Genomic DNA, 25612 nt, shown 5'->3' with positions numbered 1-25612 from the left:
GGGAGCCTGTTGTTATTGATCTGGGTGCATGGGGGAATGGTGCGGGGCATCGTCAAGGGCCTTCAATCGCGAAAAACGGGTTTTGGGCGATTAACGAACGAAACAGGGAGGAATCTCGGGGTGGGGTTTCCAGGGGCGCCAGGCATAAAAAAACCCACCGTCAGGTGGGTTTTTTCAACGCTTGGCTCAGAACAGCTTGAGCTTCGGCGGCTCTTCGGAGATCGGCGTGTTTTGCGCGCTCTGCTCGTACCAACCGCCACCCAGGGCCTTGTACAGGTTGACCTCGCTGGTCAGCTGCGACAGACGATCGCTGATTAGCGATTGCTGGGCACTGAACAGCGAACGCTGGGCGTCGAGGAACGTCAGGTTGCTGTCGACACCGATCCGGTAGCGACGCTCGGCCAGGCGGTAGTAATCCTGGTTCGCGGCGACCAGGTCACGCTGTGCCTGCAACTGCTGGTTGAAGGTTTGGCGTGCCGCCAGGCCGTCGGAGACTTCCTGGAAGGCGGTCTGAATCGCTTTCTCGTAGTTGGCGACGCTGATGTCCTTCTGGATTTTCGAGTAGTCCAGGCTGGACCGCAGTGCGCCCGCGTTGAAGATCGGCAGATTGATTTTCGGTGCAAACAACCAGGTGCCCGAGCCGCCGTCGAACAGACCGGATAAGTCTGGGCTAAGCGAACCGGCGTTGGCGGTCAGGCTGATGCTCGGGAAGAACGCAGCCCGGGCCGCGCCGATATTGGCATTGGCTGCCTTGAGTTGATGCTCGGCGCCGAGAATGTCCGGGCGGCGTTGCAACAGGTCGGACGGCAGCCCGGTGCCGAGCAGCACGGTCAGGTTGTTCTGATCCTGGGCAACCAGGCGCTGGTACTGCGCCAGCTTGACCCGCGCGCCTTCGACCGCCGTGCGCGACTGGCTGAGGTCGAGGGCCGAGGCCACGCCGACTTCGCTGCTGCGCAAGGTGAGCTTGTAGCTCTCCTCGTAGGTTTTCAGGGTTTCCTGGGTCAGCTTCAGCAGTTCCTTGTCGGCCTGCCAGGTCAGATAGGCGTTGGCAACACTGGCCACCAGGCTGATCTGGGTCGTGCGGCGGGCTTCCTCGCTGGCGAAGTAGGTCTGCAGCGCCTGCTCGCTAAGGCTGCGCACACGGCCGAACAGGTCCAGCTCATACGAGCTGACCCCGAGTGTTGCCGAGTACTGGCTGGTGATGCTCGACTCGCCGGTCTGCGAGGCGCGCGCCGGAACCCGTTGACGGCTGCCGCTGCCATCGGCGGAGACCGCCGGGAACAGATCTGCACGCTGGATGCGGTACTGCGCACTGTACGCGTCGATGTTCAGCGCCGCGACCCGCAGGTCGCGGTTGTTTTCCAGGGCGATCTGGATCAGTTGCTGCAGGGCCGGGTCCTTGAAGAACTGGCGCCAGCCCTGCTCGGCAGCTGCGACATTCGCCGAGTCGGCCGGCGAGTACGCCGGGCCTTGCGGGTACTGCGCCGCGACCGGAGCGTCGGGACGCTGGTAATCCGGTATCAGCGAGCAACCACTTAGCGCGAAGGCGGCGATTGCGAGGGACAAAAGGGACTTGCTCATTGGCCAGCCTCGTTGCTTGGAGTTTCGGTGGAGTCTGATTTTTTCTTGCTATTGCCCGCGCCAATCGAAGAAACGGTCACGAAGAACAACGGTACCCAGAAAATCGCCAGTACGGTGGCGGTGATCATCCCGCCGATAACGCCTGTACCGATTGCATGCTGGCTACCCGAGCCGGCGCCGGTGGAGATCGCCAGCGGCACAACACCGAGGACGAAGGCCAGCGACGTCATGATAATCGGTCGCAGACGCATACGGCAGGCTTCGATTGCCGCATCGACCAGGCTGCGACCCTGCTCGTGGAGTTCCTTGGCGAACTCCACGATCAAGATGGCGTTCTTCGCCGCCAGGCCGATGGTCGTCAATAGGCCGACCTGGAAGTACACGTCGTTGGACAGGCCGCGCAGGCTGGTCGCCAGCAGGGCACCAATGATCCCCAACGGTACCACCAGCATGACCGCGATCGGAATCGACCAGCTTTCGTACAGTGCTGCCAGGCAGAGGAACACCATCAGCAGCGACAAGGCGTACAACGCAGGTGCCTGGGAACCGGAGAGGCGTTCCTCGTAGGACAGACCGGTCCAGGAAATACCGACACCGGCCGGCAGTTTCGCGGCCAGGGCCTCGACTTCCGCCATGGCTTCACCGGTACTGTAGCCGGGCGCCGGTGCACCGAGCACTTCCATGGCTTCCACGCCGTTGTAACGCGCCAGTTTCGGCGAACCGTAGATCCATTCGCCCTTGGCGAAGGAGGAGAACGGCACCATGGTCCCGGCGCTGTTGCGTACGTTCCATTTCTTCAGGTCTTCGGGGCTCATGCGTGAGCCGGCTTGACCCTGGATATAGACCTTCTTCACACGACCGCGGTCGATAAAGTCGTTGACGTAGCTACTGCCCAGGGCAATCGACAGCGTGCTGTTGATGTCCGAGATCGTGACGCCCAGGGCACTGGCGCGCTCGTCGTCGATGGTCAACTGATACTGCGGTTCGTCGTTCAACCCGTTCGGACGGACCTGGGTCAGCACCTTGCTCTGTGCGGCCATGCCGAGGAACTGGTTACGAGCGGCCATCAGCTTTTCGTGGCCGATACCGGCGCGGTCCTGCAGGAACACGTCGAAACCGGTGGCGTTACCCAACTCCAGTACTGCCGGTGGCGCGAAGGCAAACACCATGGCGTCGCGGAAACTGAAGAAGTGCATTTGGGCGCGCTGGGCAAGCTTGAACACGCTGTTATCGGCGTTTCGTTCACCCCATGGCTTGAGCATGATGAAGGCCATGCCCGAACTCTGGCCACGGCCGGCGAAGTTGAAGCCGGTCACGGTGAACACCGAGGCCACGGCATCGCCTTCGCCACCCTCGGCGCTCGGCTTGAGCAGGAACTCGCGCATTTCATCGACGACGACCTGTGTACGCTCGGCACTGGACCCGGCGGGTGTCTGCACCTGGGCAAACAGTACGCCCTGGTCTTCTTCCGGCAGGAACGCCGTTGGAATCCGGGTGAACAGCCAGATCATGCCGACGATGATAATCAGGTAGGCCAGCAGGTACGGCGCCTTGTGGGCCAGCATGTTGCCGACACCCCGCTCGTAGCTTTTGACGCCACGGTCGAAGCTGCGGTTGAACCAGCCGAAGAAGCCGCGTTTCGGCGTGCCGTGCTCACCCTTGGGAATGGCTTTGAGCATGGTTGCGCACAGGGCCGGGGTGAAAATCAGGGCGACCAGAACCGACAGGGCCATGGCCGAGACGATGGTGATCGAGAACTGCTTGTAGATCACCCCGGTAGAGCCGCTGAAGAAGGCCATCGGCAGCAAGACCGCCGACAGTACCAGGGCAATACCGACCAAGGCGCCCTGGATTTGCTCCATGGATTTCTTGGTGGCTTCCTTGGGCGAGAGACCTTCCTCGCTCATGACCCGTTCGACGTTTTCCACCACGACAATGGCGTCGTCCACCAGCAAGCCGATGGCCAGCACCATACCGAACATGGTCAGGGTGTTGATGCTGAAGCCGAAGGCCGCGAGGATCCCGAACGTCCCGAGCAATACGACCGGCACGGTCATGGTGGTAATCACCGTAGCGCGGAAGTTCTGCAGGAACAGGAACATCACGAGGAACACCAGCACGATCGCTTCGATCAGGGTGTGGACTACCCCGGAGATCGACTCGGTCACCACTGGGGTGGTGTCGTACGGGAACACCACTTTCATCCCTTGGGGGAAGAAGGGTTCCAGGTCGGCAATGGTCTTGCGCAGGGCTTTGGCAGTGTCCAGGGCGTTGGCGCCGTTGGCCAGTTTCACCGCGAGACCGGAGGCCGGCTTGCCGTTGAACTGGGCGCTGACGCTGTAGTTTTCACCGCCCAGGGCGACGTCGGCGACATCACCGACGCGTACCTGGGAGCCATCTTTGTTCACTTTCAGCAGGATCGCCTTGAACTGCTCGGCAGTTTGCAGGCGGGTCTTGCCGATAATGGTGGCGTTCAACTGCTGGCCGGCGACGGCTGGCAGGCCACCCAGTTGGCCGGAGGACACCTGAACGTTCTGCGCCGCGATGGCGGCTTTCACGTCTACGGGGGTCAGGGCGTAGTTGTTCAGCTTGGCCGGATCGAGCCAGATACGCATGGCGTACTGGGCACCGAACACCTGGAAGTCACCTACACCGGCGGTCCGCGAGACCGGGTCCTGCATGTTGGACACGATGTAGTTGGACAGGTCGTCCTTGGACATGCTGCCGTCTTCGGACACCACACCGATCACCAGCAGGAAGTTCTTCACGGCCTTGGTGACACGGATACCTTGTTGCTGCACTTCCTGCGGCAATAGCGGCGTGGCCAGGTTCAGCTTGTTCTGGACCTGAACCTGGGCGGTGTCGGAGTTGGTGCCCTGCTCGAAGGTAGCGGTAATGGTCATGCTGCCGTCGGAGTTACTTTCCGAGGAGACATAACGCAGGTTGTCGATACCGTTGAGTTGCTGCTCGATCACCTGAACCACGGTGTCCTGCACGGTTTGTGCAGAAGCACCCGGATAGGTCACGGAGATCGCGATGGCGGGTGGCGCGATGCTCGGGTATTGGTTGATGGGGAGCTTGAGGATCGATAGAGCCCCGACCAGCATGATCACCAGGGCGATAACCCAGGCGAAGATCGGACGGTCGATAAAAAATTTCGACATGGTTTACTCCCCTTTGCTACCCGCGGCTTTATCTGTTGCCGGAGCAGTGGCCGGGTTGGCTGGCTTGACGTTGGTGGCCTCGGTGGCCTTGACTTCAACGCCTGGCTTGACGAATTGCAGACCTTCGGTAATTACGCGGTCGCCGGCGTTAAGGCCTTTCTCCACCAGCCATTGGCTGCCGACGGTGCGGCTGGCTTGCAGTTGGCGCAGTTCCACCTTGTTATCCTGGTTGACGACCAGCGCGGTTGGCTGGCCTTTGAGGTCGCGGGTCACCCCCTGTTGCGGGGCCAGAATCGCCGCGTTGTTCACACCGGCCTGCAATTGGGCGTGGACGAACATGCCAGGCAGCAGCAGGTGTTCAGGGTTGGGGAAGATCGCGCGCAGCGTCACCGAACCGGTGGTCTCGTCGACGCTGACTTCAGAGAACTCCAGCTTGCCGTCCAGGCCATATTGGCTACCATCGGCCAGGGTCAGCTTGACCGAGGCGGCATTGTCGCCCGCGCGTTGCAGGCGGCCGCTCTGCAGTTCGCGGCGCAGCTCCAGCAGCTCTACCGAGGACTGCGTGACATCGACGTAGATCGGGTCGAGCTGTTGGATGACCGCCATGGCGTTGGCTTGGCCGTTGCTGACCAGCGCGCCTTCGGTCACATTGGAGCGACCGATGCGTCCGGACAGCGGCGCCAGCACCTTGGTGTAGCGCAGATTGATCTGTGCGGTTTGCAGGGCGGATTCCGATTGCAGGCGGTTGGCCATGGCCGTGTCGTATTCCTGACGGCTTACGGCTTGCTCGCTGACCAGTTGCTTGTAGCGATCAGCGATCGACTTGGTCGACTGTAGGTTGGCTTCGGCGCTTTTCAGTGTCGCTTCATAGATCGACGGATCGATCTGATACAACTGTTGGCCGGCCTTGACGTCGCCGCCTTCCTTGAACAAGCGCTTGAGAATAATGCCATTGACCTGTGGTCGAACTTCCGCGATGCGGTACGCAGTGGTCCGGCCAGGGAGTTCGGAAGTCAGGGTGAAGGCTTGTGGGTGCAGGGTGACCACACCGACCTGAGGGATTTGTGCGGGAGGGGCCGCCTCTTCCTTCTTGCATCCGCTGAGCAGCGATGCCAGGGCGAGGGCAGTAACCAGGGCGGTAACAGCTGGCTTGAGTTGCATGGAGATCCTCGGGTCAGGCGTCCGAATAGCACACCGGAAAAGTGGAAGGATAAAAGGGTGCAGCTGGATAAGTAGCTTGCTAAGGAATATACTTACGTTCATGGTTGTTTGTAAATAGCCGGGCACTGTATCGATTCAGGCACGCTACAGGTACAAACAACGAAGTGTAGGCCCGGAGCAAGGCATTACAAACGCCGCCCGGATAACGGTTCAGGTCATTGACAGTCATGGCCTGGGCTCCCTGATTGAGGTTGTATTGCCATGGTCCGTCGTACTAAAGAGGAAGCGCAGGAAACGCGCCACCAGATCCTTGAAGCCGCCGAGAAAGCGTTCTATGAGCGCGGCGTGGCTCGTACGACCCTGGCGGATATCGCGGCCATGGCGGGCGTGACTCGCGGGGCGATCTATTGGCACTTCAGTAATAAGGCTGATCTGGTCCAGGCCATGCTGGATACGCTGCACGAACCGCTCGACGAACTGGCGAAAGCCGGCGAGAGCGAGGAGGAGATGGACCCGCTGGGCTGTATGCGCAAGCTGCTGATTCGGTTGTTTCATCAAGTTGCCCTGGACCCAAAGACCCGGCGAATTAATGAGATTTTGTTTCATAAGTGCGAGTTCACCGATGAAATGTGTGACTTGCGGCGTCAGCGTCAAACCGCCAGCCTGGACTGTAATGTCCGCATCGGCTTGACCTTGCGCAATGCCGTGAATCGCGGACAGTTGCCTGACGATCTCGATGTTGTCCGGGCGGCGATCAGTGTGCATGCGTACATCAACGGCATCCTTGGTCAATGGTTGCTGGTACCGGACAGCTTTCAGCTACACAAGGACGCGGAACGCTGGGTCGACATGGGGCTGGATATGCTGCGTTTCAGCCCTAGCCTACGCAATTGATTCAAAATGCGTAACCGTGTCGGCTGATGTCAATACAAAAGTAGGTCTGCAGTAGAACTATAGGTTGAATGGCGGGGCGTCTTTATATACCGCGCCCTGCACAGACGGTAGTTGTCAGGCCGAGTATTTTGTAGGGGAATTGTTGTGAGCCTGTAAATAAGTGCAATTTCCAAGTGAAGCGCGCAGGTATTCGGACTTGACCCTACGACAGAGCAGCACTTATTGAGCCGGCGCTGGCAGGCTGCGATAACTCTCCTTGTAAACCAAAGCCCCGGCGTTATCGGCCGGGGCTTTTGTGTCTCTGCGCCAGTGCTTTTACAGCGTTGGATAGTCGATGTATCCCACCGGTCCTTTGCCATAGAAGGTTTCTGGATGCGGTGCGTTGAGCGGTGCATCAGCCTTCAGGCGAGCGACCAGGTCCGGGTTGGCGATAAAGGGCACACCAAAGGCCACTGCATCAGCCTTGCCGCTGGCGATCCAGGCGTTGGCGCTGTCTTTGGTGAAGCGCTCATTGGCGATGTACGGGCCGCCAAAGGCTTCCTTCAATTGCGGGCCGATGCTGTCGGGACCTTCTTTCTCACGCGAGCAGATAAAGGCGATACCGCGCTTGCCCAGCTCACGCGCGACATAGCTGAAGGTTTCCAGTGGGTTGTCGTCGCCCATGCTGTGGGAGTCACCCCGTGGCGCCAGGTGCACGCCAACCCGGCCGGCGCCCCAGACTTCGATGGCCGCGTCGGTGACTTCCAGCAGCAGGCGTGCGCGGTTTTCCAGGGAGCCGCCGTATTGGTCGGTGCGCTGGTTGGTGCTGCTTTGCAGGAACTGGTCGAGCAGATAGCCGTTGGCGCCGTGGATTTCCACGCCATCGAAGCCCGCCGCTTTGGCATTTTCTGCTCCGGTGCGGTATGCGTCGACGATATCGGCGATTTCAGCGGTTTCCAGGGCGCGCGGTGTCGGGTAGTCGACCATCGGGCGCACCAGGCTGACATGGCCCTGGGCGGCGATGGCGCTAGGCGCTACTGGCGCCTCACCGTTTAGGTAAGTGGAGTGGGAAATCCGTCCTACGTGCCACAGCTGTAGGAAGATTCGACCGCCCGCGCCGTGAATCGCCTTGGTCACATTGCTCCAACCGCGCACCTGGTCGTTGGACCAGATCCCCGGGGTGTCGGGGTAGCCAACGCCCATCGGCGTGACGGCGGTGGCCTCACTCAGGATCAGGCCGGCCGACGCGCGTTGCACGTAATACTCGGCCATCAGGGCATTGGGGACGCGGCCTTCATCGGCGCGGCAGCGGGTCAGCGGCGCCATGATGATGCGGTTCGGCAATTCGAGGTCGCCCAGTTTGATCGGATCGAAAATAGTCGTCATGTGTACAACCCTCTAGATGATCAGTTGGTAGCAGGGGCCAGTTCGGCATTGCCGCCCTGGCGAAAGGTAATCAGGGTGACGAGGAGCGCCAGGACCGCCAGGGCTGCTGCGGCCAGGGGCACGCTGGTCAGGCCGAAGCCATGGGCGATCACGCTGCCGCCGACCCAGGCGCCCAGGGCGTTGCCGAGGTTGAAGGCGCCGATGTTCAAGGTCGAGACCAGGTTCGGTGCGGCCTTGCCAAAGGTCACCACGTTGACCTGCAAGGCCGGTACGGCAGCGAACGAAGCCATGGCCCAGAGGAACAGGGTGATTTCGGTCGGGATCAGTGCGACGCTGGTCCAGCTCAGTACCGTGGAAATCACCGCCATGGCGATAAAGACGCCGATCAGCGTGGCGGCCAGGCGCTTGTCCGCCAGCTTGCCGCCAATAATGTTGCCGAGGGTCAGGCCCAGGCCGATTAGCAGCAGGGTCCAGGTCACGCCACGCGGGGAGACGCCGGTCACATCGCCCAGCAGCGGGGCAACGTAGGTGAACAGGGCGAACATCGAGGCTGAGAACAGCACGGTCATGCTCAGCGACAACCAGATCCCGGCGCCCTTGAGGGCAGCCAGTTCGGCACGCATATCGAGTTTTTCCTCGTCACGCTTGTTGGGCAGGAAGCGGATCAGGCCGATCAGCGCGACGATACCGATCACGGTCACCGCCCAGAAGGTCGAGCGCCAGCCATGCACCTGGCCCAGGGCGGTACCCAGGGGGACGCCGAGCACATTGGCCAGGGTCAGGCCGGTGAACATCAGGGCCACGGCCGAGGCCCGCTTGTTGGCCGGGACCAGATTGGCCGCCACCACCGAGCCAATGCCGAAGAAGGCGCCATGGCAAAGGGCTGTTACTACGCGAGCGAACATCAGCACGTCGTAGTCACTGGCCAGGGCGCAGAGCAGATTGCCGATGATAAAAATGCCCATCAAGGCCACCAGTGCGGCCTTGCGGGGAAGTTTGGCGGTAGCCAGCGCCATGAACGGCGCGCCGATGGCGACCCCGAGGGCGTAGCCGGTCACCAGCCAGCCAGCGCCGGGGATCGACACGCCCAGGTCCGTTGCCACGTCGGGCAACAGGCCCATGATGACGAACTCGGTGGTGCCGATGGCGAAGGCGCTCAAGGCCAGTATGAGGAGCGAGAGGGGCATGGGGATCCTATTGAGCGTTCGAGCCTGGGCTCAGAGCTCTTGACTGATAGTGCGGAGGAAGGCCTGGATGGTTTCCTCGTTACGTTTGAAGAAATGCCATTGGCCGATCTTCTGGCTGCTGATCAGTCCAGCCCGTTGCAGCGTCGCCAGGTGAGCCGAAACGGTCGACTGCGACAGGCCGCAGCGTTGATCGATCTGCCCGGCGCACACACCGTTGTCGGTGTTGTGCTCCTGGTCGGGAAACTGCACGGCCGGGTCTTTCAGCCAGTTGAGGATGTCTCGCCGTACTGGGTGTGCCAGGGCTTTTATTATTTCGTCGAGGTCAAGGGGCATGGCGGTTGCTCGGGTTGGATAAAACGTTATATCGCGATGGGGCGAAATATAAATCGGTATTTCGCGATATACCAATATGTATTTGATCTGAGCTCAGCGTAAATCGCTATATCGGGTTATAACGATATAGTGAGGGCTAAGCAGTGCGGTGCTAAGCTGCCTCAATGAACTACCTCGCACATCTCCACCTGGGCGGTCAGTGCCCGGAACAACTGCTCGGCAGCCTTTACGGCGATTTCGTCAAGGGGCGCCTGCAGGGGCAATTCAGCCCGCCGCTTGAGGCGGCTATCCAGTTGCATCGCCGTATCGACCGCTTTACGGACAGCCATGCGCTGGTCGATCAGGCGCTGTCGCGGTTTGTCAGTACGCGGCGGCGTTATGCCGGCATCGTTCTGGATGTGTTTTTCGATCATTGCCTGGCCCGTGACTGGGCGCAGTATGCCGATCGTTCGCTGGACAGCTTTACCGGCGACGTCTATCGCCTACTGGTCGAGGAGCCGTGCCTGCCCGGGCGCCTGGCGGCCATTGCGCCGCAGATGGTGGCCCATGACTGGCTGGGCTCCTACCGCGAGTTTGCAGTGCTGGAGCCGGTGCTCAAGGGCATTGCCCGACGCCTGTCGCGACCGGAGGAGTTGGCCGGGGCGATGAGCGAGCTGCGCCAGCTCTACGAGCCCTTGAGCGAGGATTTCCGGCAGTTCTATCCGCAGTTGCAAGTCTTCTCGCAGATTGAGCTGGGCACTGCTGGCGCCCAGCCTGGCGTTTAGTGCTGCGCCCTGGTACCTGAGTGCTGGTTATGCCGCGCGACGCTGGACAGCGTCCGGCTGCTCGCCAAACAAGGCGGTTGCGATGGCCCGCTGGGCTTCGAAGGCTAGCGCTGCGCGTTCGCGGCCCTGGCAGGGAATGGGTTGGAGCAGGTGGATGTGCACATCGCCCTGATCATTGGCGAACAGGCGCATCAGGTGTGAAAGCAGATCATCGTCACCGATAAACGGGGCCAGCGTATCGGGTTGACCGTTGCGCAGGTAGCGAATCGCTACCGGTTGCAAGGCGACGCCCGCATCGATGGCACTGGCCAGTAACCGGCCATGGAAGGTGCGCAGGGATTGGCCATCGGTGGTGGTGCCTTCCGGAAACATCAGCAGCGCATGCTGTTGTTGCAGGTGCCGGGTCATCTGCTTGCGAATCAATTGGCTGTCACCCGCGCCGCGGCGGATAAACAGGCTGCCGGCCTTGGCGGCGAGCCAGCCGGCCACGGGCCAGGTGCGGACCTCGGCCTTGGATAAAAAGGACAGCGGCGCCAGCCTGCCGAGCAGGGGGATATCGGTCCAGGACACATGGTTGCTGACCCAGAGCATCGCGTCCCCTGGCATCTGGCCATGAACCGTGACACGAAAGGGCAGGGCGGCGCTCAATCGTGCCATGAAAAATCGCGACCAGCGCTGGCGCCGGACCATGGAGTTCACGGCTCCCAGGCGTTCGAGCAGACCGAACAGACTGGCCATGCCCAGACCCAGGCCCACCACCGCCAGCACTCGCGCTACCCGTGCATAGACGCGCAGGCGACTCATCAGACCGCCGCCTTGAAGTGCCGGGCATAGCGTGGGCACAGTTCATCGCGCTTGAGCAGGATAAAGACGTCGGCGACCTGGAAGTCTTCGTCCCAGCAGGGCTCGCCACAGATCTTCGCTCCCAGGCGCATATAGGCCTTGAGCAGGGGGGGCATTTCGGCGATGACGTTGGCGGGGATATCGAGTGCTGGCAGGGGCTTTTTCGGCTCGGCCCGCAGGTGCTCGGTGCACAGGTAGCGCTCGCGCAGCCGCTGCATGATGGCGTGCGCCTGAATGCCGCCATCCTGCATCGGGATACTGGCGCAGCCCATCAGGTAGCGATAGTGGCCCTGGTTCAGGACTTCCGCCAGTTCGCCCCAGAGCACTGCAATGGTGCCGCCGTTGCGATAGGCCGGGTCGACACAGGTCCGGCCGATTTCCAGAATCGGCCCCTGCAGGGCAGGCAGGCCGTGCAGGCTGAATTCTTCTTCACTGTAAAAGCGCCCCAGGCTGCTGGCGGCCTGGTGGTCGAGCAGGCGCGTGGTCGCCACCAAGCGGCCGCTATTAAGGTCGCGCACGCCGATATGGCTGCAGTGCACATCGTAGTCGTCCATATCCAGGCCCAGCTCGGCGCCTTTGAGCTTGGCGTTGAACTCGCCGCTAAAGACACTGAAGCGCAAGGCCTGAGCTTGCTGGAGGGCCTCGGCACCGACCAGGCGTTCGGCTTGCAGGCGGCGTTCACTGCCGGTGTCGCTGATGCGGGCGATCTGGGTCATGTTGACTCTCCGTGCGGGCCGCGCTGCCAGTCTTGGGTTGCGGCCTATCGACTTTGTTGTGCAAAGTCAGGCTATGTAGCCCCGGTGTCACCGCCATGAAGCTTTGGTGATGCTTAGATGACAGCCCGCGAGGAACCGCCCCATGCCATGGCAAGCCCTGCTCGATAGCCGTACCCGCCAACCTGTCCATGCCGACCTGGGTGAAGGCTATGCCGAACTCCTGCGGGACCTGGGCCCAGTGACGCCCTTTGAACTGGCGGTGCGCGGCGCGCGCCTGATGGCGACGCCGGGCCTGGCGTTTCTGATCGGTTACCAGGCGGCTCTGCGCGCGCTATGGCCCAGCGCACCCGCCAGCCTGGGCGCCTTGTGCGCGACCGAGCGTGGCGGCCTGCGGGTCGCGGATATGCAGACCCGGGTCGACGAACTGCGCTTGAACGGGCGCAAGGACTTCGTGACCGCCGGTTACGCGGCCGACTGGCTGTTGGTCGCCGCCCGAAGCGAGGCACCGGGGGACGCGCCCGCCCTGAGTCTGGTGATCGTCTATCCCGGTGAGCCGGGCGTCAGCTTGCAGGCGCTGCCCGCCATCGCCTTGATGCCGGATATCGGTCATGCCCGCGTGTCCTTCGACAATGCCCTGTGCGAGCGCCTGGCCGGGGACGGCTGGGATGCCTATGTCAAACCATTCCGCACGCTTGAAGACACGTATGTGTTGAGCGCCATGCTGGCCTGGCTGTATGGCGTGGGCCAGGACTGCAACTGGCCGCAGTCCCTGCAGTTACGCCTGCTCGGGGTACTGGCCGGTTGTGCCGAGGTCAGTCGGCACAGCCCGGTGGCGCGCACCGGGCATGTGCTGCTGGGCGCGCTGTTTGCGCAGTTCGAGGCGCTGGCGCCGGACCTGGATGAAGCGCTCGCGCATGGGCCGGCACCGTGGGCCATGCTGTGGGCGCGGGACAAGGGCGTGCTGGATATTGGTGCGAGCGCACGGGCCAAGCGCCTGGCCATGGCGTTGGCCGAGCCGTAGTTTCAAAACTGTCATTTAGCCTGGTTAGGCTGACGGATCGTTTGTCGTCGAGCCTGCGCCATGCCCAAGCGTCTGCTGCTGTTGCTGTGTTGTTTGTTGTCGAGCCGGGCACTGGCTGCCGAAGTCTGGCCGGGCGCAGATTGGCTGCCCGGCCGCGTGGCCAGCGGCTCGGCGCTTGAGGCACTGGAGGCCTACGCCTTCTCTGCACGGGACGATGCAACGCGCCAGGGCGTGCGCACCGATGCTTTGCTGGTGATCAAGGATGGTCGCCTGGTTTATGAGCGTTATGCTGCGCCTACACGAGCCGACACGCCTCACCTGACCTGGTCGATCAGCAAGAGCCTGATGGCAACGGTCCTGGGGGTTGCCTATGGCGAAGGCCGTTTTCAATTGCAGGATCGCGCCGCGCGCTTCTATGCGCCGATGGCCGCCCACCCGCAGGTGAGCATGGCCGACCTGCTGCACTGGGCCTCGGGCTTGGACTGGCAGGAAGATTATGAGTACGCGCCGCTCAACTCCTCGGTGGTGGCGATGCTCTATACCCTGGGGGCCACGGATATGGCTGGATACGCCGCCGCAAAGCCGCGTGCCAGTACGCCGGGCCGGGTATTTCGTTACTCCAGCGGCGACAGCAACCTGCTTGCCGCCACCCTGCGGGGTATGGTCGGTGCCCCCGCCTATGGCCGTTACCCATGGACGGCACTGTTCGAGCCGCTGGGCATCGACAGTGCGGTCTGGGAAACCGATGGCCAAGGCATCTTCGTGGCGTCTTCCTATGCTTACATGACGGCCCGCGACCTGGCTCGTATCGGCCTGCTGATGCAGCGGGACGGGCGCTGGCGCGAACAGCAAGTGTTGCCGGCGGCCTGGGTTCGCTTCAATCGCCAGCCATTCGAAGGCTATCGGGCGGGTCAGGACGAGGCGGTCGCGGGTGGCCATTGGTGGCTTAACCAGGCCCTTGAAGGCCGTGCCCGGCCCTGGCCGGCAGCGCCCGCCGATACGTTCGCCGCACTCGGCCACTGGGGGCAGGCGCTGTATGTGTTACCGAGCGATGGGCTGGTGGTGGTGCGTTATGGCGATGACCGCGATGGCAGCTATCGTCATAACGAACTGCTCGCTCGTGTGCTGGCGGCCTTCGCAACGCCGGTGCAGCCATGAGGGCCCTGCGCTGTGGCGGGCTGCTGATGCTACTGCTACTGGCGCTGGGTTGGCTCTGGCAGGAGCGGCAAGCCCTGTTGGCCTTCCCGCGGATCATCAGTGCCTACAGCGCCAAAGAGTATTGTTCGTGTCGCTATGTGATGGGGCATGACGGGCAATACTGCCGTGCTTACGTCAAACAGTACATTCCCCTCAGTGCGTTACATGAGGATCTGCCGCTACGGCAGATAACGGCGACCGGCCTGGGGCAACGCAGTACCGCTGCCTGGCTTGGACCGCAACAGGGCTGCCGCCTGCTCGCCCGGGACTTATCGCCAGGCACCTGAAGCCTGGCGGCAATACGGTTTGGCCCGTGTACAGAGGGGCTTTGGGCGTATGCGGCGCGGTGGCCGTTACTGATCCGTGCGCTGGCGTTGCCGATTCGACTCGACGGCGCTGCAGTGGGCAGCGTGGCCTTGCATTGGCCCAGGGACCTGACCTCGGCGGCGGGGGGGGCACACCTGCATCTGAGCCGTGTTGGCGCGACGATCGGCCAGATCCTGCAGGATCTGGATTGATCGTTGTTTGCCAGCCAAACCCGCTCCGGTTAAGGTGGCGCCAACGTTCAATCAGGAGCTTGCATGCACATTTCCCGTTGCCTTTTTCTACTGTTGCTTGGGGTGTTGGCATGGCCGGCCCAGGCCAGTTGGTACCTGGATAACGAGTCATCGAGACTGTCGTTTGTCACCACCAAAAATGCCGATATCGCCGAGGTGCAGCGCTTCCTGGTCCTGCATGGCAAGGTCGATCGCAAGGGCGTGGCCAAGCTGCAGGTCGAACTGGAGTCGGTCAGCACCGGCATCCCGTTGCGTGACGAGCGCTTGCGTAATGATCTGTTCGAGATCAAGCAATTTCCCGAAGCTTTGATTCATGCACAAATCGACCTGGGGCCCATCAATGACCTGGCGCCGGGGGCGCAATTGGAGTTGCGTCTGCCGCTGGTGGTGGCCCTGCATGGCAAGGAGCACAGTTATAACGCCCAATTGCTGGCAACACGTCTGGATGACCGGCGTTTTCAGGTTGTGACCCTTGAGCCGCTGGTTCTGCAGGCCGCCGACTTTGACCTGGTGCCGGGCCTGCAGGCCTTGCGCAAAATGGCCGGGCTTTCGTCCATTGGTCTGTCGGTGCCGGTCGGTGCGGTGCTGATTTTCACGGCGCGCTGAACATGAGCGGCGCGGTGTTTCCCTGGCGCAGCGCCAATCGCTTTGAACTGCTGATCGATGGTCCCGAATTCTTCCCGCGCATGCTGGTGGCCATTGCCCGCGCCGAGCGCCAGGTCGAGCTGGAACTGTACCTGGTAGAAGCCGGTGCCTGCGCCGAGGCGATGGTCCAGGCATTGGTTGGCGCCAGTGAGCGTGGGGTCCAGGTGCGCTGCCTGTTCGATGATTATGGCAGCCTGGCCTTTACGCTGGGCTTGCGGCGACGGCTGACCAAGTCCGGTGTCCAATTGCGCTTCTACAATCGCCTGCGTTGGCGGCGTGGGCTGCGCAATCTCTACCGTGATCACCGCAAGTTGCTGTTGGTCGACCAAGGCCTGGCGGTGGTGGGTGGAACCGGTGTGACCGATGAATTCTGGTCGCCGCCGACCAATACCTGCGATTGGCATGAGGTCATGGTCGAAATCAGTGGGCCGCTGGTACTCGATTGGCAGTTGCTGTTCGACCGTCAGTGGTTGGCCAACGAACACCCCACTGCTTGGAAGCCTGTCGCGCATTTCGGCTTGCCGCGCCTGCCCAGGGTGCCACCGGCCGGCGTCGGGCTGGGGCGCGTGGCCTACGCCGATGCGCGTCAGCACCGCGATATCCTGCAATCGCTGGTGCGCGCCTTGAACAGCGGCAAGCAACGTATCTGGCTGGCTACCCCGTACTTCCTGCCCACCTGGAAAGTCCGGCGTTCGTTGCGCCGGGCCGCCAGTCGTGGTGTCGATGTGCGGCTGCTGTTGACCGGGCCGCGAACCGATCATCCCTCGGTCCGGTATGCCGGCCATCGCTATTACCCACGTCTGCTGCGGGCCGGGGTGCAGATCTACGAGTACCAGCCCTGTTTCCTGCATCTGAAGATGGTCCTGATCGATGATTGGGTCAGTATCGGTTCCTGTAACTTTGACCACTGGAACCTGCGCTTCAACCTTGAGGCGAATCTGGAGGCGATCGATCCAACACTGATTGCCGCCGTCGAGACCAGCTTTATCAGTGATTTCAGCCAGAGCCAATCGGTCAGCCTGGCGGCCTGGCAATCACGACCGCTCTGGCGGCGGGTCAAACAACGCGTCTGGGGCTGGGTCGACCGTGTGGTGGTCAACCTGCTCAACCGCCGCAGTTAAATCACCGAGCCTGTAGTAGCAGGTTATTACCCGCCGCTGGCCCGCCGGTTTACCTTGGCTACTCTTACCTGCCCGATGGCTGTTCTTTCAGAGGAGTACGCACCATGGCCGCGAAAAAGATCCTGATGCTGGTTGGCGATTACGTCGAAGACTACGAGGTGATGGTGCCGTTCCAGGCGCTGTCGATGGTCGGTCATGTGGTGCATGCGGTCTGTCCCGGCAAGACGGCCGGGCAGAGCGTACGCACGGCAATCCATGATTTCGAGGGCGACCAGACCTACAGCGAAAAACCGGGGCACAACTTTGCCTTGAACTTTGACTTCGCCCAGGTCGAGGCCCATGACTACGATGCGCTGCTGGTGCCTGGCGGTCGTGCGCCGGAGTACTTGCGCCTGAACGACAAGGTGCTGGCCCTGGTGAAGGCGTTCGACCAGGCGGGCAAGCCCATCGCCGCAGTCTGCCATGGCGCCCAGTTGCTGGCGGCGGCGGGTATCCTCGAAGGCCGCGAGTGCAGTGCCTACCCGGCCTGCGCTCCGGAAGTGCGCCTGGCGGGCGGGACCTTTATCGACCTGCCCGTGACAGAGGCTCACGTGCAGGGCAACCTGGCGACCGCGCCGGCATGGCCTGCGCATCCCGCCTGGTTGGCCGGTTTTCTCGGGCTGCTGGGTACCCGGATCACGTTGTAAGAGGGCGGTCCCATGTGCGAACTCTATGTCAAAGCCGATCCGATCCTGTACGAATCGCGTTCACGCTCGTTGCGTATCTGTGGGGTGGTCACGACGTTGCGACTGGAGAACCAGTTCTGGGACATCCTCAGTGAGATCGCGGCGGTCGATGGCATGACCACCAACCAGTTGATCGCCAAGCTGTATGAGGAAGTGATGGATTATCGGGGAGAGGTGGTCAACTTTGCCTCGTTCCTGCGGGTGTCCTGTACGCGCTATCTCAGCCAGCGACGTTCCAGCGGTGCGCCGTTGAGCTTGGTGCACGCCGTGCTGAAGTAGCACCGCTGAAAGTCGGCGTGGGCGATTGCGCTGCACGCCGGCTGGGATAGACTGCGCAGCCAGATCCCGGTGTTTTTCAGGAACCTGCGATGACTCCCGCGCTGCTCATGGCCGTTCTGGCTTCCGGTTTTATCTATGGTATTACCCCGGGACCGGGTGTTTTGGCGGTTTTCGGGATCGGTGCTGCCCGCGGGCGCCGTGCGGGGGCCGGCTTTCTGTGCGGTCACCTGCTGGGCGATGTGATCTGGTGCAGCACCGCGCTGATCGCGATTGTCGGGGCCCGCGAAATCGGCAGTACCGCCTTCAACGTGCTGGGGGTACTCAGCGGCCTTTACCTGTTCTGGCTCGGGCTGCGGGCGATTCGTGTCAAGCGCGGCTCCGGCGCCGCAGCTCCCGGGCCGGCACGCCAGCCTTTCTGGCACGGTATCCTGTTTGGCCTGACCAACCCCAAAGCTTATCCGGTGGCTGTCGCGACCTTTACGGCGTTGCTGTCCAGCCGTGCCGAGTTGCTGACCTGGTCGATGCTGCCCTGGTTGATCATGCTGAGTTTCCTTGGCGGCCTGGTGGCTTACGCTATTCTCATCGGCATTGTCGGCGCGCGTCAGGTGCGTGCGGTCTATCAGCGCCATGAGGTGTTGATTACCCGCTTGTGCGGGGTAATGTTCATCGGCTTTGCGGTCAACGCCCTGCTGCATGCGTTGCCCGGATTGATGCCAGGCAGGACAGGTCGCTGAGCGCAGGACGAAGCGCAGGGTTGAGCATTCCAGGGATAGAGATCCGCAGTTCCACTGACGAGTGATGTCTCCTCCAGATGCCAACGACAAATCACGTAGTGCCGGCCGGTTTTATCGACCTTCTCCTCGACGCCGTTTGTGTGGTCGATGTGCAGGGGCGGTTTGTTTTTGTCAGCGCCGCCTGCGAACGGATCTTCGGGTACAGCCCTCAGGAGCTGATTGGCCGACCGATGATCGAACTGGTTCTGCCGGCGGATCGCGAACGTACGCTCAAGGCGGCCAATGAAATCATGGCGGGCGAGCCCAAGCCGAATTTCGAGAACCGCTATGTGCGCAAGGATGGCCAGGTGGTGCATATCATGTGGTCGGCGCGCTGGTCCGAGGCCGATCAACTGCGGATTGCCGTGGCCCGCGATATCACCGAGCACAAGCGGGCGGCGTCCAAGCAGTCGGCGCTTTACGCCATCTCCGAAGCGGCCCATACCAGCGAGGATTTGCTGACGTTGTTCCAGCGAGTCCAGCAGATCATCGGGGAGTGGCTGCCGGCGCTGAATTTTGCCGTGGCGTTGTATGACCAGGCGGCTGACACCCTGAGTTTCCCCTACCACGTCGATGATCGGTCGGCGGCGCGCAGCCTGTCCCTCGGTGATTTCTGTGTCCGGATCATCCAGGGGGGCCAGCCATTGCTGCTGACCGGGATTGAGGGTGTTTGCTGCCTTGGCGCGCCGCTGACCTCGCAAAAGGGCACGATTGGCGCGCTGGCCCTGAAAAGTTCGACTGGCGAGCGCTACACCGAGCAGGACAAGGAACTGCTGCAGTATGTGTGCGTCCAGGTGGCGGCGGCCATCGAGCGCAAGCAGTTGCTGGAGCGCCTGCAATTCATGGCGCAGTACGACCCGTTGACCGGCTTGCCCAATCGCGAATTTCTACGGGATCGGGTCAAGACGGCATTGGCGCGGGTGCGGCGCGAACAAGGGCGCCTATCGGTGCTGTATGTCGACCTGGACCGGTTCAAACATATCAACGACACCTGCGGTCACGCGGTGGGCGACCTGCTTCTGCAGGAGGTCGCACGGCGGCTGGTGCAGTGCGTACGTGAAACCGATACGGTCGCGCGCATTGGTGGCGATGAATTTGTGGTGCTGCTCGAAAGCGTGCAGCTGTGCGAACAGGCCGAAGGGGTTGCCGAAAAGATTTATCGGTCGCTGGGCCAGCCAATGCAGCTTGAAGGCCATGGCCTGCATATCGTGCCCAGTATTGGCATCGCCTTGTATCCGGAGCACGGTGAGGATGAGCAGCACCTGTTCAGGCATGCCGATGCGGCGATGTACCAGGTCAAGCGCGCAGGTCAGATCGCCCGGGCCGCCCAGCGGGCGACGGTGATCGATAGCTAAGGTAACCCGGACTCAGATCGGTCTTACCCAGACCAGGCTGGCCGTTGCGCCGGTCGTGGTGGTTTCCCCGCCCGTGCTTGGTTTTCCGTCGGTAACGGCTTGATCGTTGGTGACTCCCGACACATCGATCACGATTCCGCCGGCGCTGATGCTGGTGTTGCTGCTGTTGTTACCACCCATGGATACACCGCCCCTGATCGTACTGGTGGCGCCGCTCGTGCCGATGGTCCCGCCAAGAATCACATTGCCATTAATCTCCCAGCCGCTGGTACTCAGGCTGGAGTTGGCCTCGATGGCGATATTGCCGATAGGCAGCCCGCTGCGCACGGTGCCGGCGTTATCGGTCCAATCGACCAGCTTGGGTGGGCTAACCGTCTTGTTGCACAGGTTGGTGGGATAGAACGCACCGCCGCACAGATTGGCCGCCCCCGAAAAATTGGGTGCATAGAGTGGAACATGGCCGCTGCTGGTCAGATTAACCGAGCCCATCGACAGGATCGTGTTGGTCAGACGGGTTATGGATTGCACCCCGTCGAAGGCTACATTGCCATCGAACCAGAGCACTCCCGGCGGCATGGCGGTGACGCCATTGAGGTTCCAGCCGGTAGAAGGTGTCAAGCCTTTGCCGCAGGTGTTGTTGCCATAGCTGCAGGTGAGAAAGGTCGAGCCGAGCAGGGTGCGCATATCTTGGGTCTGCAGGTTGTAGGGGCCGGCCGGGACCAGGGTGCCATCGGCTTTCTTGACGTTCTGGATTGTCAGCATTGGCACGTTGTTTACAAACGAGAAAACGTAATTGGCCTGATCTTTCAGGGTACTGACATCCACGGTTTTGAGAGTGATGGCGCAGTAGGGAACCCCCGGCAGGCCGGGCGCGGCGGTGGTGACGCCGGTACTGAGATTGTTTATCGCGCTGCCCAGCGCCGAACCGTCGGACTTGAACACCGCGCCGGCTAGTTGGCTGGCGCTCTGGAAAGTTGGCAGGTTGTATTGCTGCACAGTCAGCTTTCCGCCGCCCTGGAACTGGCCAATGGTGGCGGTCATCAGTGAGACGTCGCTATTGGCCTTCATATTGGTATAGGTGCCGCTCCAGCCGCTAAGCGCGAGGGTCTGCCCCCAGAGGGTGCCAACGGTGGCGGTTTTGAACTGCACATCGCCTCCGTAGATGGCGTTGTAGGTCAGCGCAATATTGGCGGGGAGGGTGCCCGTGCCGGAGACCCGGGTCGCGGTGCTGGTATTGATCGTGTTGCCACTGCGCGTCGCTTTACTGAGGTCCAGGATAAACACGGAGTTATCGTTCAACGTCACTTTGAGGGTGCCGTCGGTCAGTGGAGTGATGCTGTTGTCTGCATTACGTTTGCCGCCGACCAAGGCACTGCCAACTACGTTGGCGCCGGAAAGCACATTGGCCTTGTATGCGCCCGCCTTGATGGTCAGATAGGAGCCGCCGTCCTGGGAGATGACGATGCTTTTTGCGCCCACGGTCAGGTTGTTTGGCGGGCTGCTGGAACTGAGAGTGAAGGTGCCCTCGGTCAACAGGGTCGCGTTGTCGGCGACGCCACCGCCACTGAGGTTGATACCGTCCTTGGCGCAGCCGGAGATCAAGGCCTTGGCGCCATTGGAGATGGTCAGCGTGCCGTTGATCGAAACATTGGCCAGGGCGGTGCCATTGGTCACGGCAAGCGAGCCGCCCGAGTAGTTGAAGTTGCCGTTGTACTGCAGGGCCGGGTCAGTGTTGCCGGTACTGCCGTCCCCCGTCGTAGTCTTGGCCGGAGTGCGCAGGTACACCGCTTGCAATGTGGTTTTGGCCAGGTTGCCGGTGGCAGTGATATTGACTGTCACCTGCTTGTCGAGCACGCCAACGATAGTTGCTTCAAGGCCGCTAATCCCGCTGAAGCTCAGGGTGGTCGACGCTACGGGAGTGGTCGTGCTGCCTTCCAGATACAGGCGCACCAGTTCCACGCCGCTCCAGGCCAGGGATTCGGCGGGGACGCTGGCATGGCTGGCCATCTGTTGTTCCTGGGCGCCGCGAATGCCGTACATCATGCCCATGGAGGTGACGGTAATTGCCAGCCCGGCGAGGACGATGATCAGGATGGTCGCCATGCCGCGCTGTGCTGCACGGGTCGCCAGGGAGAACGGTGTGGAAGTGGCCGGCATAGGACATTTACCCAGTGGGAGGGTTACTTGGAAAAGTTGGGCAGGCAGACGGTGGTGTTGGTGATCAGTGGTTCACCGCTGCTGTCGATAGTGCTGGCGCGGGTCCTGACGCTGATTTGCGGGTAATCGGCCGTGTTGCTGTCGCTGCGTTTGCCAAAAGGCCAGCACGTGGTAAGGCGCGCCGCGAAGGGCCAGAGCTTCGCTTCGCCCACGTTAGGCACGGTCTGGCCTTCGGCGATCAGCATGGTTTTACTCCAGGTAATACTGGTGAAACTGAGTTTTTCCGTGCAGTTGCCCGTGCTTTGCAGTCGGTAGAGGCGAAAGGGGTCCCCAGGGCTATCTTGCTGGACCAGCAGTCCCGCACACTTCAGCACTCCACCCGTTGTCTCATAATAGGACCAGATCAGAGCATTGCCTTCGCGGTCGCCAGTAAGGGTGGTCATCGGGATTACTTGGACAGTTTCCAGCGATCCGCCTAGGGTGTTGCCGTTACCCAGAGATGCACCGGAGAGCAACAGAATACTTCGGTCAGCGGTATCATCGCCGCTGGCCTTGGCGTCGACCACTCCAAACCCGGCTGTCTGTAACTCCTTGAGTATGGTTAGCTGCGCACTGGCAATCTGTCCATCTTGTTTGGCGTTGCCTAATGCTGCCACCGATGTCTGGACCATGTCCTTGTAGAGAAACATCAGGGCCAGGATGCCAACCATGGAGATAACGGTGCCGACCATCAGGCTGATCAGTGTAAAACCGCGTTGACGGTCGGTCATGTCTGGTCCCCGACCTTGATGATGCCGCCGAATAGGGTGCGATTGGTTTCCTGGGTACTCAGTACAACGTTCTTGAGGGCGAGTGTCTTGGTCGGGTCGACCGTCACGCCCTGGACGACGACGGTCGGGGCAGCCGAACACGTGACGTCCAGGTTGAGGGGGGAATCGGCAAGCGCCGTGGGCAGGTTCAGGACAGCCTTGGCGCTGTTCGCCTGGCCGCTGCACAGTGAGGTGCCGTACTGCTGCAACAAGTTGCGCATCTGTGTCACGGTCAGGTTCTGCACATTCATATCGCGCTGGCTGACCAGCACACGGGATGTGGTGTAGGTCACCCCCAGGCCGATAACGGACATCAGTACCACACCGATCAACGATTCCATCAGGATATCGCCACGCTGGCGACGTGGGCCTGCACTATATGAGCGGGACATCGAATGCACTCTCATCACCTGCCAGTACTTGCAGGGTTGTGGTCGAGCAGGCCGTGCCTTCGGCAACCAGCCCGCGATTGTCAAAGGCGACGCAGGTAAAATTGTTGCCCTGTGCCTTGATCGCGGCGGCACTCGGTACAACGGCGGACCACAGGATGTTGCTTGTGACGCTACAGTCGATGCTTTGGCCTTTGTCCAGCTTGAGCAGCTTGAGGTTTTGCTGGGATAAGCACAAAACCGCGGCCGGTGCAGCATTCTGCACGCCGCCTTCATTACGCAGTGCCGTGGCTTTCGCCCGGCTGATCCCTTGCTGGAGCAATCCTGCCGCTTCACGCTGGTAGGCACTGTCGCTCCAGGCTCGGGTCAGCGGTACGCCAACCGCGAGCAGGATACCGAGCACTGCAAGGGTGATCATCAGTTCGATCAGGCTGAAGCCACGGCTGCGTTTCACTGCCAGCCGCCATTGAATCCCGGGCAGTTGGAGATGCTGCGGGTGTTGTCCGAGGTCAGGACAATCGTGCAGCCATTGACCTTGCCCGTAGTGCCCGCAGCCTGGAGTTGGTAGCTCTTGGCCTGGGCGTTGGTGATGCTGTAGTTGAAGTCTGCCGACTGGCTGGGTTTCCAACTGCTGGTGCTGCAGGACTTGGTACCGTTGTAGGCGACGCACTGGGTGTCGGCCGTGTTACTGGTCGTCACGCTCGGGTAGCTCAATTGCTTTTGATAGAGGTTTTCCAGGCTCAGGCTCAAGCCCACCAGATCGGCTTGGGCCGCCTTGAGCTTGCTCTTGGTGATGTAGCTGTCGTAGGCCGGCATCGCAATGGCAGCGAGAATGCCAATAATGGCCACGCTGATCATCAGCTCCAACAAGGTGAAGCCCCGCTGTTTGCGTTCGCACTGTAGGTGTGTCACGAAGAACCTATAACGAAAGAATTAATCAGAAATGATTGATCTTATTATGCCAGCAATTATCGGTTTTTAGAGACAGATCTCACCTGCGGTTGAAGTGGTTCTGTAGGTGCTTGATTTGGATCATAAATTGACCCTGGATCAATGTTGGTCGGCCGTTTTGGCGCCGGTTTGGCAATTTCAGGCGGGGTATTTTAGCGCTATTCGGCCTGTTTCCAGACCGAATAGGCTGCTGATCAGACGATCGGCTTAGGGTCAGTGCTGAAGGATCTTGGACAGGAAGCTGCGGGCGCGGTCCGAGCGTGGGGCGTTGAAGAATTCTTCGGATGTCACGTCCTCGATAATCTCTCCGCCGTCCATAAAGACGATGCGATCCGACACTTTGCGAGCAAAGCCCATTTCATGGGTAACGCACATCATGGTCATGCCCTCGCTGGCCAGCTGCACCATGACATCGAGCACCTCGTTGACCATCTCCGGGTCGAGGGCCGAGGTCGGTTCGTCGAACAGCATGGCAATCGGGTCCATGGCCAGTGCGCGGGCAATGGCGACCCGCTGTTGTTGACCACCGGACAACTGGATCGGGAACTTGTGCGCATGGGCCTTCATGCCGACACGGTCGAGCAGGGCGAGGGCCTTGGTCGTCGCGGTATCACGGTCGCGGCCCAGTACCTTGATCTGCGCCAGGGTCAGGTTGTCGGTGATGGTCAGGTGCGGGAACAGTTCGAAGTGCTGAAACACCATGCCGACCCTGGCCCGTAGTTTCGGCAGGTCGACGCCCTTGCCGGTGACCGGTTGGCCGTCGATGGTGATCCGGCCTTCCTGCACCGGCTCCAGGCCGTTGACGCATTTGATCAGGGTACTTTTGCCGGAGCCGGAAGGGCCGCACACCACCATGACTTCGCCCCGGTTGAGCTCAGTGGTGCAGTTCTTCAGGACCTGGAACTCACCGTACCATTTGCTCAGGTTGTTCATCTGGATCATGCGGTTTTCCCCGTGGTTCTTTTCAAGCGTTTGGCCAGTTGCGAGAGCAAGTAGCAGATCACCAGGTAGACGACGGCGACGAACAGATAGAGTTCGACCAGGCGGCCGTCACGTTGGGCAAATTTGCTGGCTGCCCCGGTGAAGTCGGAAATGGCCAGGACGTATACCAGCGAGGTGTCCTGGAAGAGGATGATGGTCTGGGTCAGCAGCAGCGGGACCATGCGCCGCAGCGCCTGGGGCAGGACCACGTACCACATGGCCTGGGCCGGGCGCAGACCAAGGGCCTCGGCGGCCTGGCGCTGACCGCCACCGATGCTCTGGATGCCACCGCGAATGATCTCGCTGTAGTACGCCGCTTCGAACATGCAGAACGTGACGAATGCGGTGATCACGGGACCGATCTGCACGGGACGTTCTGTTGCGAACGCCATCTGCAGGAGCAGGGGCATCAGGAAGTAGAACCAGAAAATGACCAGCACCAGAGGGATGCTGCGCATCACCGTGACATAGGTCAGGGCGATGCTCCTGAGCAGCTTGCTTGACGACAGGCGCATCAGGGCCAGCCCGGTGCCTGCGACGATGCCCACCGACATGGCGACCAAGGTCAGCAGCAGGGTGAACTTGAGGCCCGCCCAGAGCGCCGGAAAGGCGCGGACGATGACACTTGGATCTAAATCGAACAT

26 protein-coding genes are annotated in these 25612 nt (G+C 61.4%); 11 read left to right on the top strand and 15 right to left on the bottom strand.

Features of this window, described 5'->3' with window-relative positions; translation table 11 throughout:
• Positions 1-186 precede the first annotated feature (186 nt).
• The 3 genes from NPS46_RS03445 to NPS46_RS03435 are packed head-to-tail and all read right to left on the bottom strand — an operon-like array spanning position 187 to position 5906.
• Positions 187-1581 carry an efflux transporter outer membrane subunit gene (locus tag NPS46_RS03445; protein ID WP_274104986.1) on the bottom strand — a complete coding sequence of 465 codons (1395 nt, stop codon included), beginning with the start codon at positions 1579-1581 and terminating at the stop codon, positions 187-189.
• Positions 1578-4745: an efflux RND transporter permease subunit EmhB gene (gene emhB / locus NPS46_RS03440; RefSeq protein ID WP_274104985.1), complete on the bottom strand. Its 3168-nt coding sequence runs from the start codon at positions 4743-4745 to the stop codon at positions 1578-1580. Before emhB ends, NPS46_RS03445 begins: the two co-directional genes overlap by 4 nt.
• Positions 4746-4748: 3 nt before the next feature.
• Positions 4749-5906, bottom strand: coding sequence for an efflux RND transporter periplasmic adaptor subunit (locus NPS46_RS03435; RefSeq protein ID WP_274104984.1), 1158 nt, complete (start codon positions 5904-5906; stop codon positions 4749-4751).
• 261 nt (positions 5907-6167) lie between these two features.
• On the opposite strand from NPS46_RS03435, the gene NPS46_RS03430 reads away from it, so the two are divergent.
• Positions 6168-6800: a TetR family transcriptional regulator gene (locus tag NPS46_RS03430; protein ID WP_274104983.1), complete on the top strand. Its 633-nt coding sequence runs from the start codon at positions 6168-6170 to the stop codon at positions 6798-6800.
• 315 nt (positions 6801-7115) lie between these two features.
• On the opposite strand, the gene NPS46_RS03425 is transcribed toward NPS46_RS03430, so the two are convergent.
• Genes NPS46_RS03425 through NPS46_RS03415 form a run of 3 tightly spaced genes read right to left on the bottom strand, consistent with a single transcriptional unit; the run spans position 7116 to position 9685 of the window.
• On the bottom strand, positions 7116-8165 hold the full coding sequence (locus tag NPS46_RS03425) for an alkene reductase (protein WP_274104982.1): 1050 nt from the start codon (positions 8163-8165) through the stop codon (positions 7116-7118).
• A gap of 20 nt (positions 8166-8185) precedes the next feature.
• A complete protein-coding gene (locus NPS46_RS03420; RefSeq protein ID WP_274104981.1) occupies positions 8186-9352 on the bottom strand; it encodes an MFS transporter in 1167 nt (388 codons plus the stop codon).
• A gap of 30 nt (positions 9353-9382) precedes the next feature.
• Positions 9383-9685, bottom strand: coding sequence for an ArsR/SmtB family transcription factor (locus tag NPS46_RS03415; protein ID WP_274104980.1), 303 nt, complete (start codon positions 9683-9685; stop codon positions 9383-9385).
• A 164-nt stretch (positions 9686-9849) separates the two neighbouring features.
• Between NPS46_RS03415 and NPS46_RS03410 the strand changes: the two genes are divergently transcribed.
• A complete protein-coding gene (locus tag NPS46_RS03410) occupies positions 9850-10449 on the top strand; it encodes an ACP phosphodiesterase (RefSeq protein ID WP_274104979.1) in 600 nt (199 codons plus the stop codon).
• A 27-nt stretch (positions 10450-10476) separates the two neighbouring features.
• Here the strand turns inward: NPS46_RS03410 and NPS46_RS03405 are convergent, their stop codons facing one another.
• Together NPS46_RS03405 and olsB are read right to left on the bottom strand one after the other, a co-directional pair.
• Positions 10477-11253, bottom strand: coding sequence for a lysophospholipid acyltransferase family protein (locus NPS46_RS03405; RefSeq protein WP_274104978.1), 777 nt, complete (start codon positions 11251-11253; stop codon positions 10477-10479).
• Positions 11253-12008, bottom strand: coding sequence for an L-ornithine N(alpha)-acyltransferase (gene olsB / locus NPS46_RS03400; RefSeq protein ID WP_274104977.1), 756 nt, complete (start codon positions 12006-12008; stop codon positions 11253-11255). Before olsB ends, NPS46_RS03405 begins: the two co-directional genes overlap by 1 nt.
• 142 nt (positions 12009-12150) lie before the next feature.
• Between olsB and NPS46_RS03395 the strand changes: the two genes are divergently transcribed.
• The 9 genes from NPS46_RS03395 to NPS46_RS03355 all read left to right on the top strand — a co-directional run bounded on the left by NPS46_RS03395 (position 12151) and on the right by NPS46_RS03355 (position 19681).
• Positions 12151-13029, top strand: a complete 879-nt coding sequence (locus NPS46_RS03395; RefSeq protein WP_274104976.1) for an acyl-CoA dehydrogenase family protein — start codon at positions 12151-12153, stop codon at positions 13027-13029.
• 60 nt (positions 13030-13089) lie between these two features.
• Positions 13090-14187 carry a serine hydrolase domain-containing protein gene (locus NPS46_RS03390; protein ID WP_274104975.1) on the top strand — a complete coding sequence of 366 codons (1098 nt, stop codon included), beginning with the start codon at positions 13090-13092 and terminating at the stop codon, positions 14185-14187.
• Positions 14184-14513, top strand: a complete 330-nt coding sequence (locus tag NPS46_RS03385; RefSeq protein WP_274104974.1) for an amidase — start codon at positions 14184-14186, stop codon at positions 14511-14513. The genes NPS46_RS03390 and NPS46_RS03385 overlap by 4 nt, the downstream gene beginning before the upstream one ends.
• Positions 14514-14807: 294 nt before the next feature.
• The gene (locus NPS46_RS03380; protein WP_274104973.1) at positions 14808-15389 is read left to right on the top strand and encodes a YceI family protein; all 582 of its coding nucleotides are present in this window, start codon (positions 14808-14810) and stop codon (positions 15387-15389) included.
• Positions 15390-15391: 2 nt separating this feature from the next.
• On the top strand, positions 15392-16549 hold the full coding sequence (locus NPS46_RS03375) for a phospholipase D-like domain-containing protein (protein WP_274104972.1): 1158 nt from the start codon (positions 15392-15394) through the stop codon (positions 16547-16549).
• Positions 16550-16653: 104 nt separating this feature from the next.
• On the top strand, positions 16654-17235 hold the full coding sequence (locus NPS46_RS03370) for a DJ-1/PfpI family protein (RefSeq protein WP_274104971.1): 582 nt from the start codon (positions 16654-16656) through the stop codon (positions 17233-17235).
• Between the two features lie 12 nt (positions 17236-17247).
• Positions 17248-17553 (top strand): ribbon-helix-helix domain-containing protein, encoded by a 306-nt coding sequence (locus NPS46_RS03365; protein WP_274104970.1) that lies wholly within the window; start codon positions 17248-17250, stop codon positions 17551-17553.
• Positions 17554-17642: 89 nt separating this feature from the next.
• Entirely contained in the window at positions 17643-18287 is a 645-nt protein-coding gene (locus NPS46_RS03360; protein ID WP_274104969.1) for a LysE family translocator, read from the top strand.
• 77 nt (positions 18288-18364) lie between these two features.
• A complete protein-coding gene (locus NPS46_RS03355) occupies positions 18365-19681 on the top strand; it encodes a GGDEF domain-containing protein (protein WP_274104968.1) in 1317 nt (438 codons plus the stop codon).
• Positions 19682-19693: 12 nt separating this feature from the next.
• Here the strand turns inward: NPS46_RS03355 and NPS46_RS03350 are convergent, their stop codons facing one another.
• The 7 genes from NPS46_RS03350 to NPS46_RS03320 form a co-directional block, all read right to left on the bottom strand.
• The gene (locus NPS46_RS03350) at positions 19694-21838 is read right to left on the bottom strand and encodes a hypothetical protein (RefSeq protein WP_274104967.1); all 2145 of its coding nucleotides are present in this window, start codon (positions 21836-21838) and stop codon (positions 19694-19696) included.
• 23 nt (positions 21839-21861) lie between these two features.
• Positions 21862-22608, bottom strand: coding sequence for a PilW family protein (locus NPS46_RS03345; RefSeq protein WP_274104966.1), 747 nt, complete (start codon positions 22606-22608; stop codon positions 21862-21864).
• Positions 22605-23039 (bottom strand): hypothetical protein, encoded by a 435-nt coding sequence (locus NPS46_RS03340; RefSeq protein ID WP_274104965.1) that lies wholly within the window; start codon positions 23037-23039, stop codon positions 22605-22607. The genes NPS46_RS03345 and NPS46_RS03340 overlap by 4 nt, the downstream gene beginning before the upstream one ends.
• The gene (locus NPS46_RS03335) at positions 23023-23490 is read right to left on the bottom strand and encodes a pilus assembly FimT family protein (protein WP_274104964.1); all 468 of its coding nucleotides are present in this window, start codon (positions 23488-23490) and stop codon (positions 23023-23025) included. Before NPS46_RS03335 ends, NPS46_RS03340 begins: the two co-directional genes overlap by 17 nt.
• Positions 23487-23948 carry a type IV pilin protein gene (locus NPS46_RS03330; RefSeq protein ID WP_274104963.1) on the bottom strand — a complete coding sequence of 154 codons (462 nt, stop codon included), beginning with the start codon at positions 23946-23948 and terminating at the stop codon, positions 23487-23489. The genes NPS46_RS03335 and NPS46_RS03330 overlap by 4 nt, the downstream gene beginning before the upstream one ends.
• A gap of 252 nt (positions 23949-24200) precedes the next feature.
• Positions 24201-24929, bottom strand: a complete 729-nt coding sequence (locus NPS46_RS03325; protein ID WP_274104962.1) for an amino acid ABC transporter ATP-binding protein — start codon at positions 24927-24929, stop codon at positions 24201-24203.
• Entirely contained in the window at positions 24926-25612 is a 687-nt protein-coding gene (locus tag NPS46_RS03320) for an amino acid ABC transporter permease (protein ID WP_274104961.1), read from the bottom strand. The genes NPS46_RS03325 and NPS46_RS03320 overlap by 4 nt, the downstream gene beginning before the upstream one ends.

It is taken from the genome of Pseudomonas putida (assembly GCF_028682395.1).
In the GTDB taxonomy this organism is placed as follows: domain Bacteria; phylum Pseudomonadota; class Gammaproteobacteria; order Pseudomonadales; family Pseudomonadaceae; genus Aquipseudomonas; species Aquipseudomonas putida_AB.
This window is presented reverse-complemented; position numbering and strand designations above follow the sequence as displayed.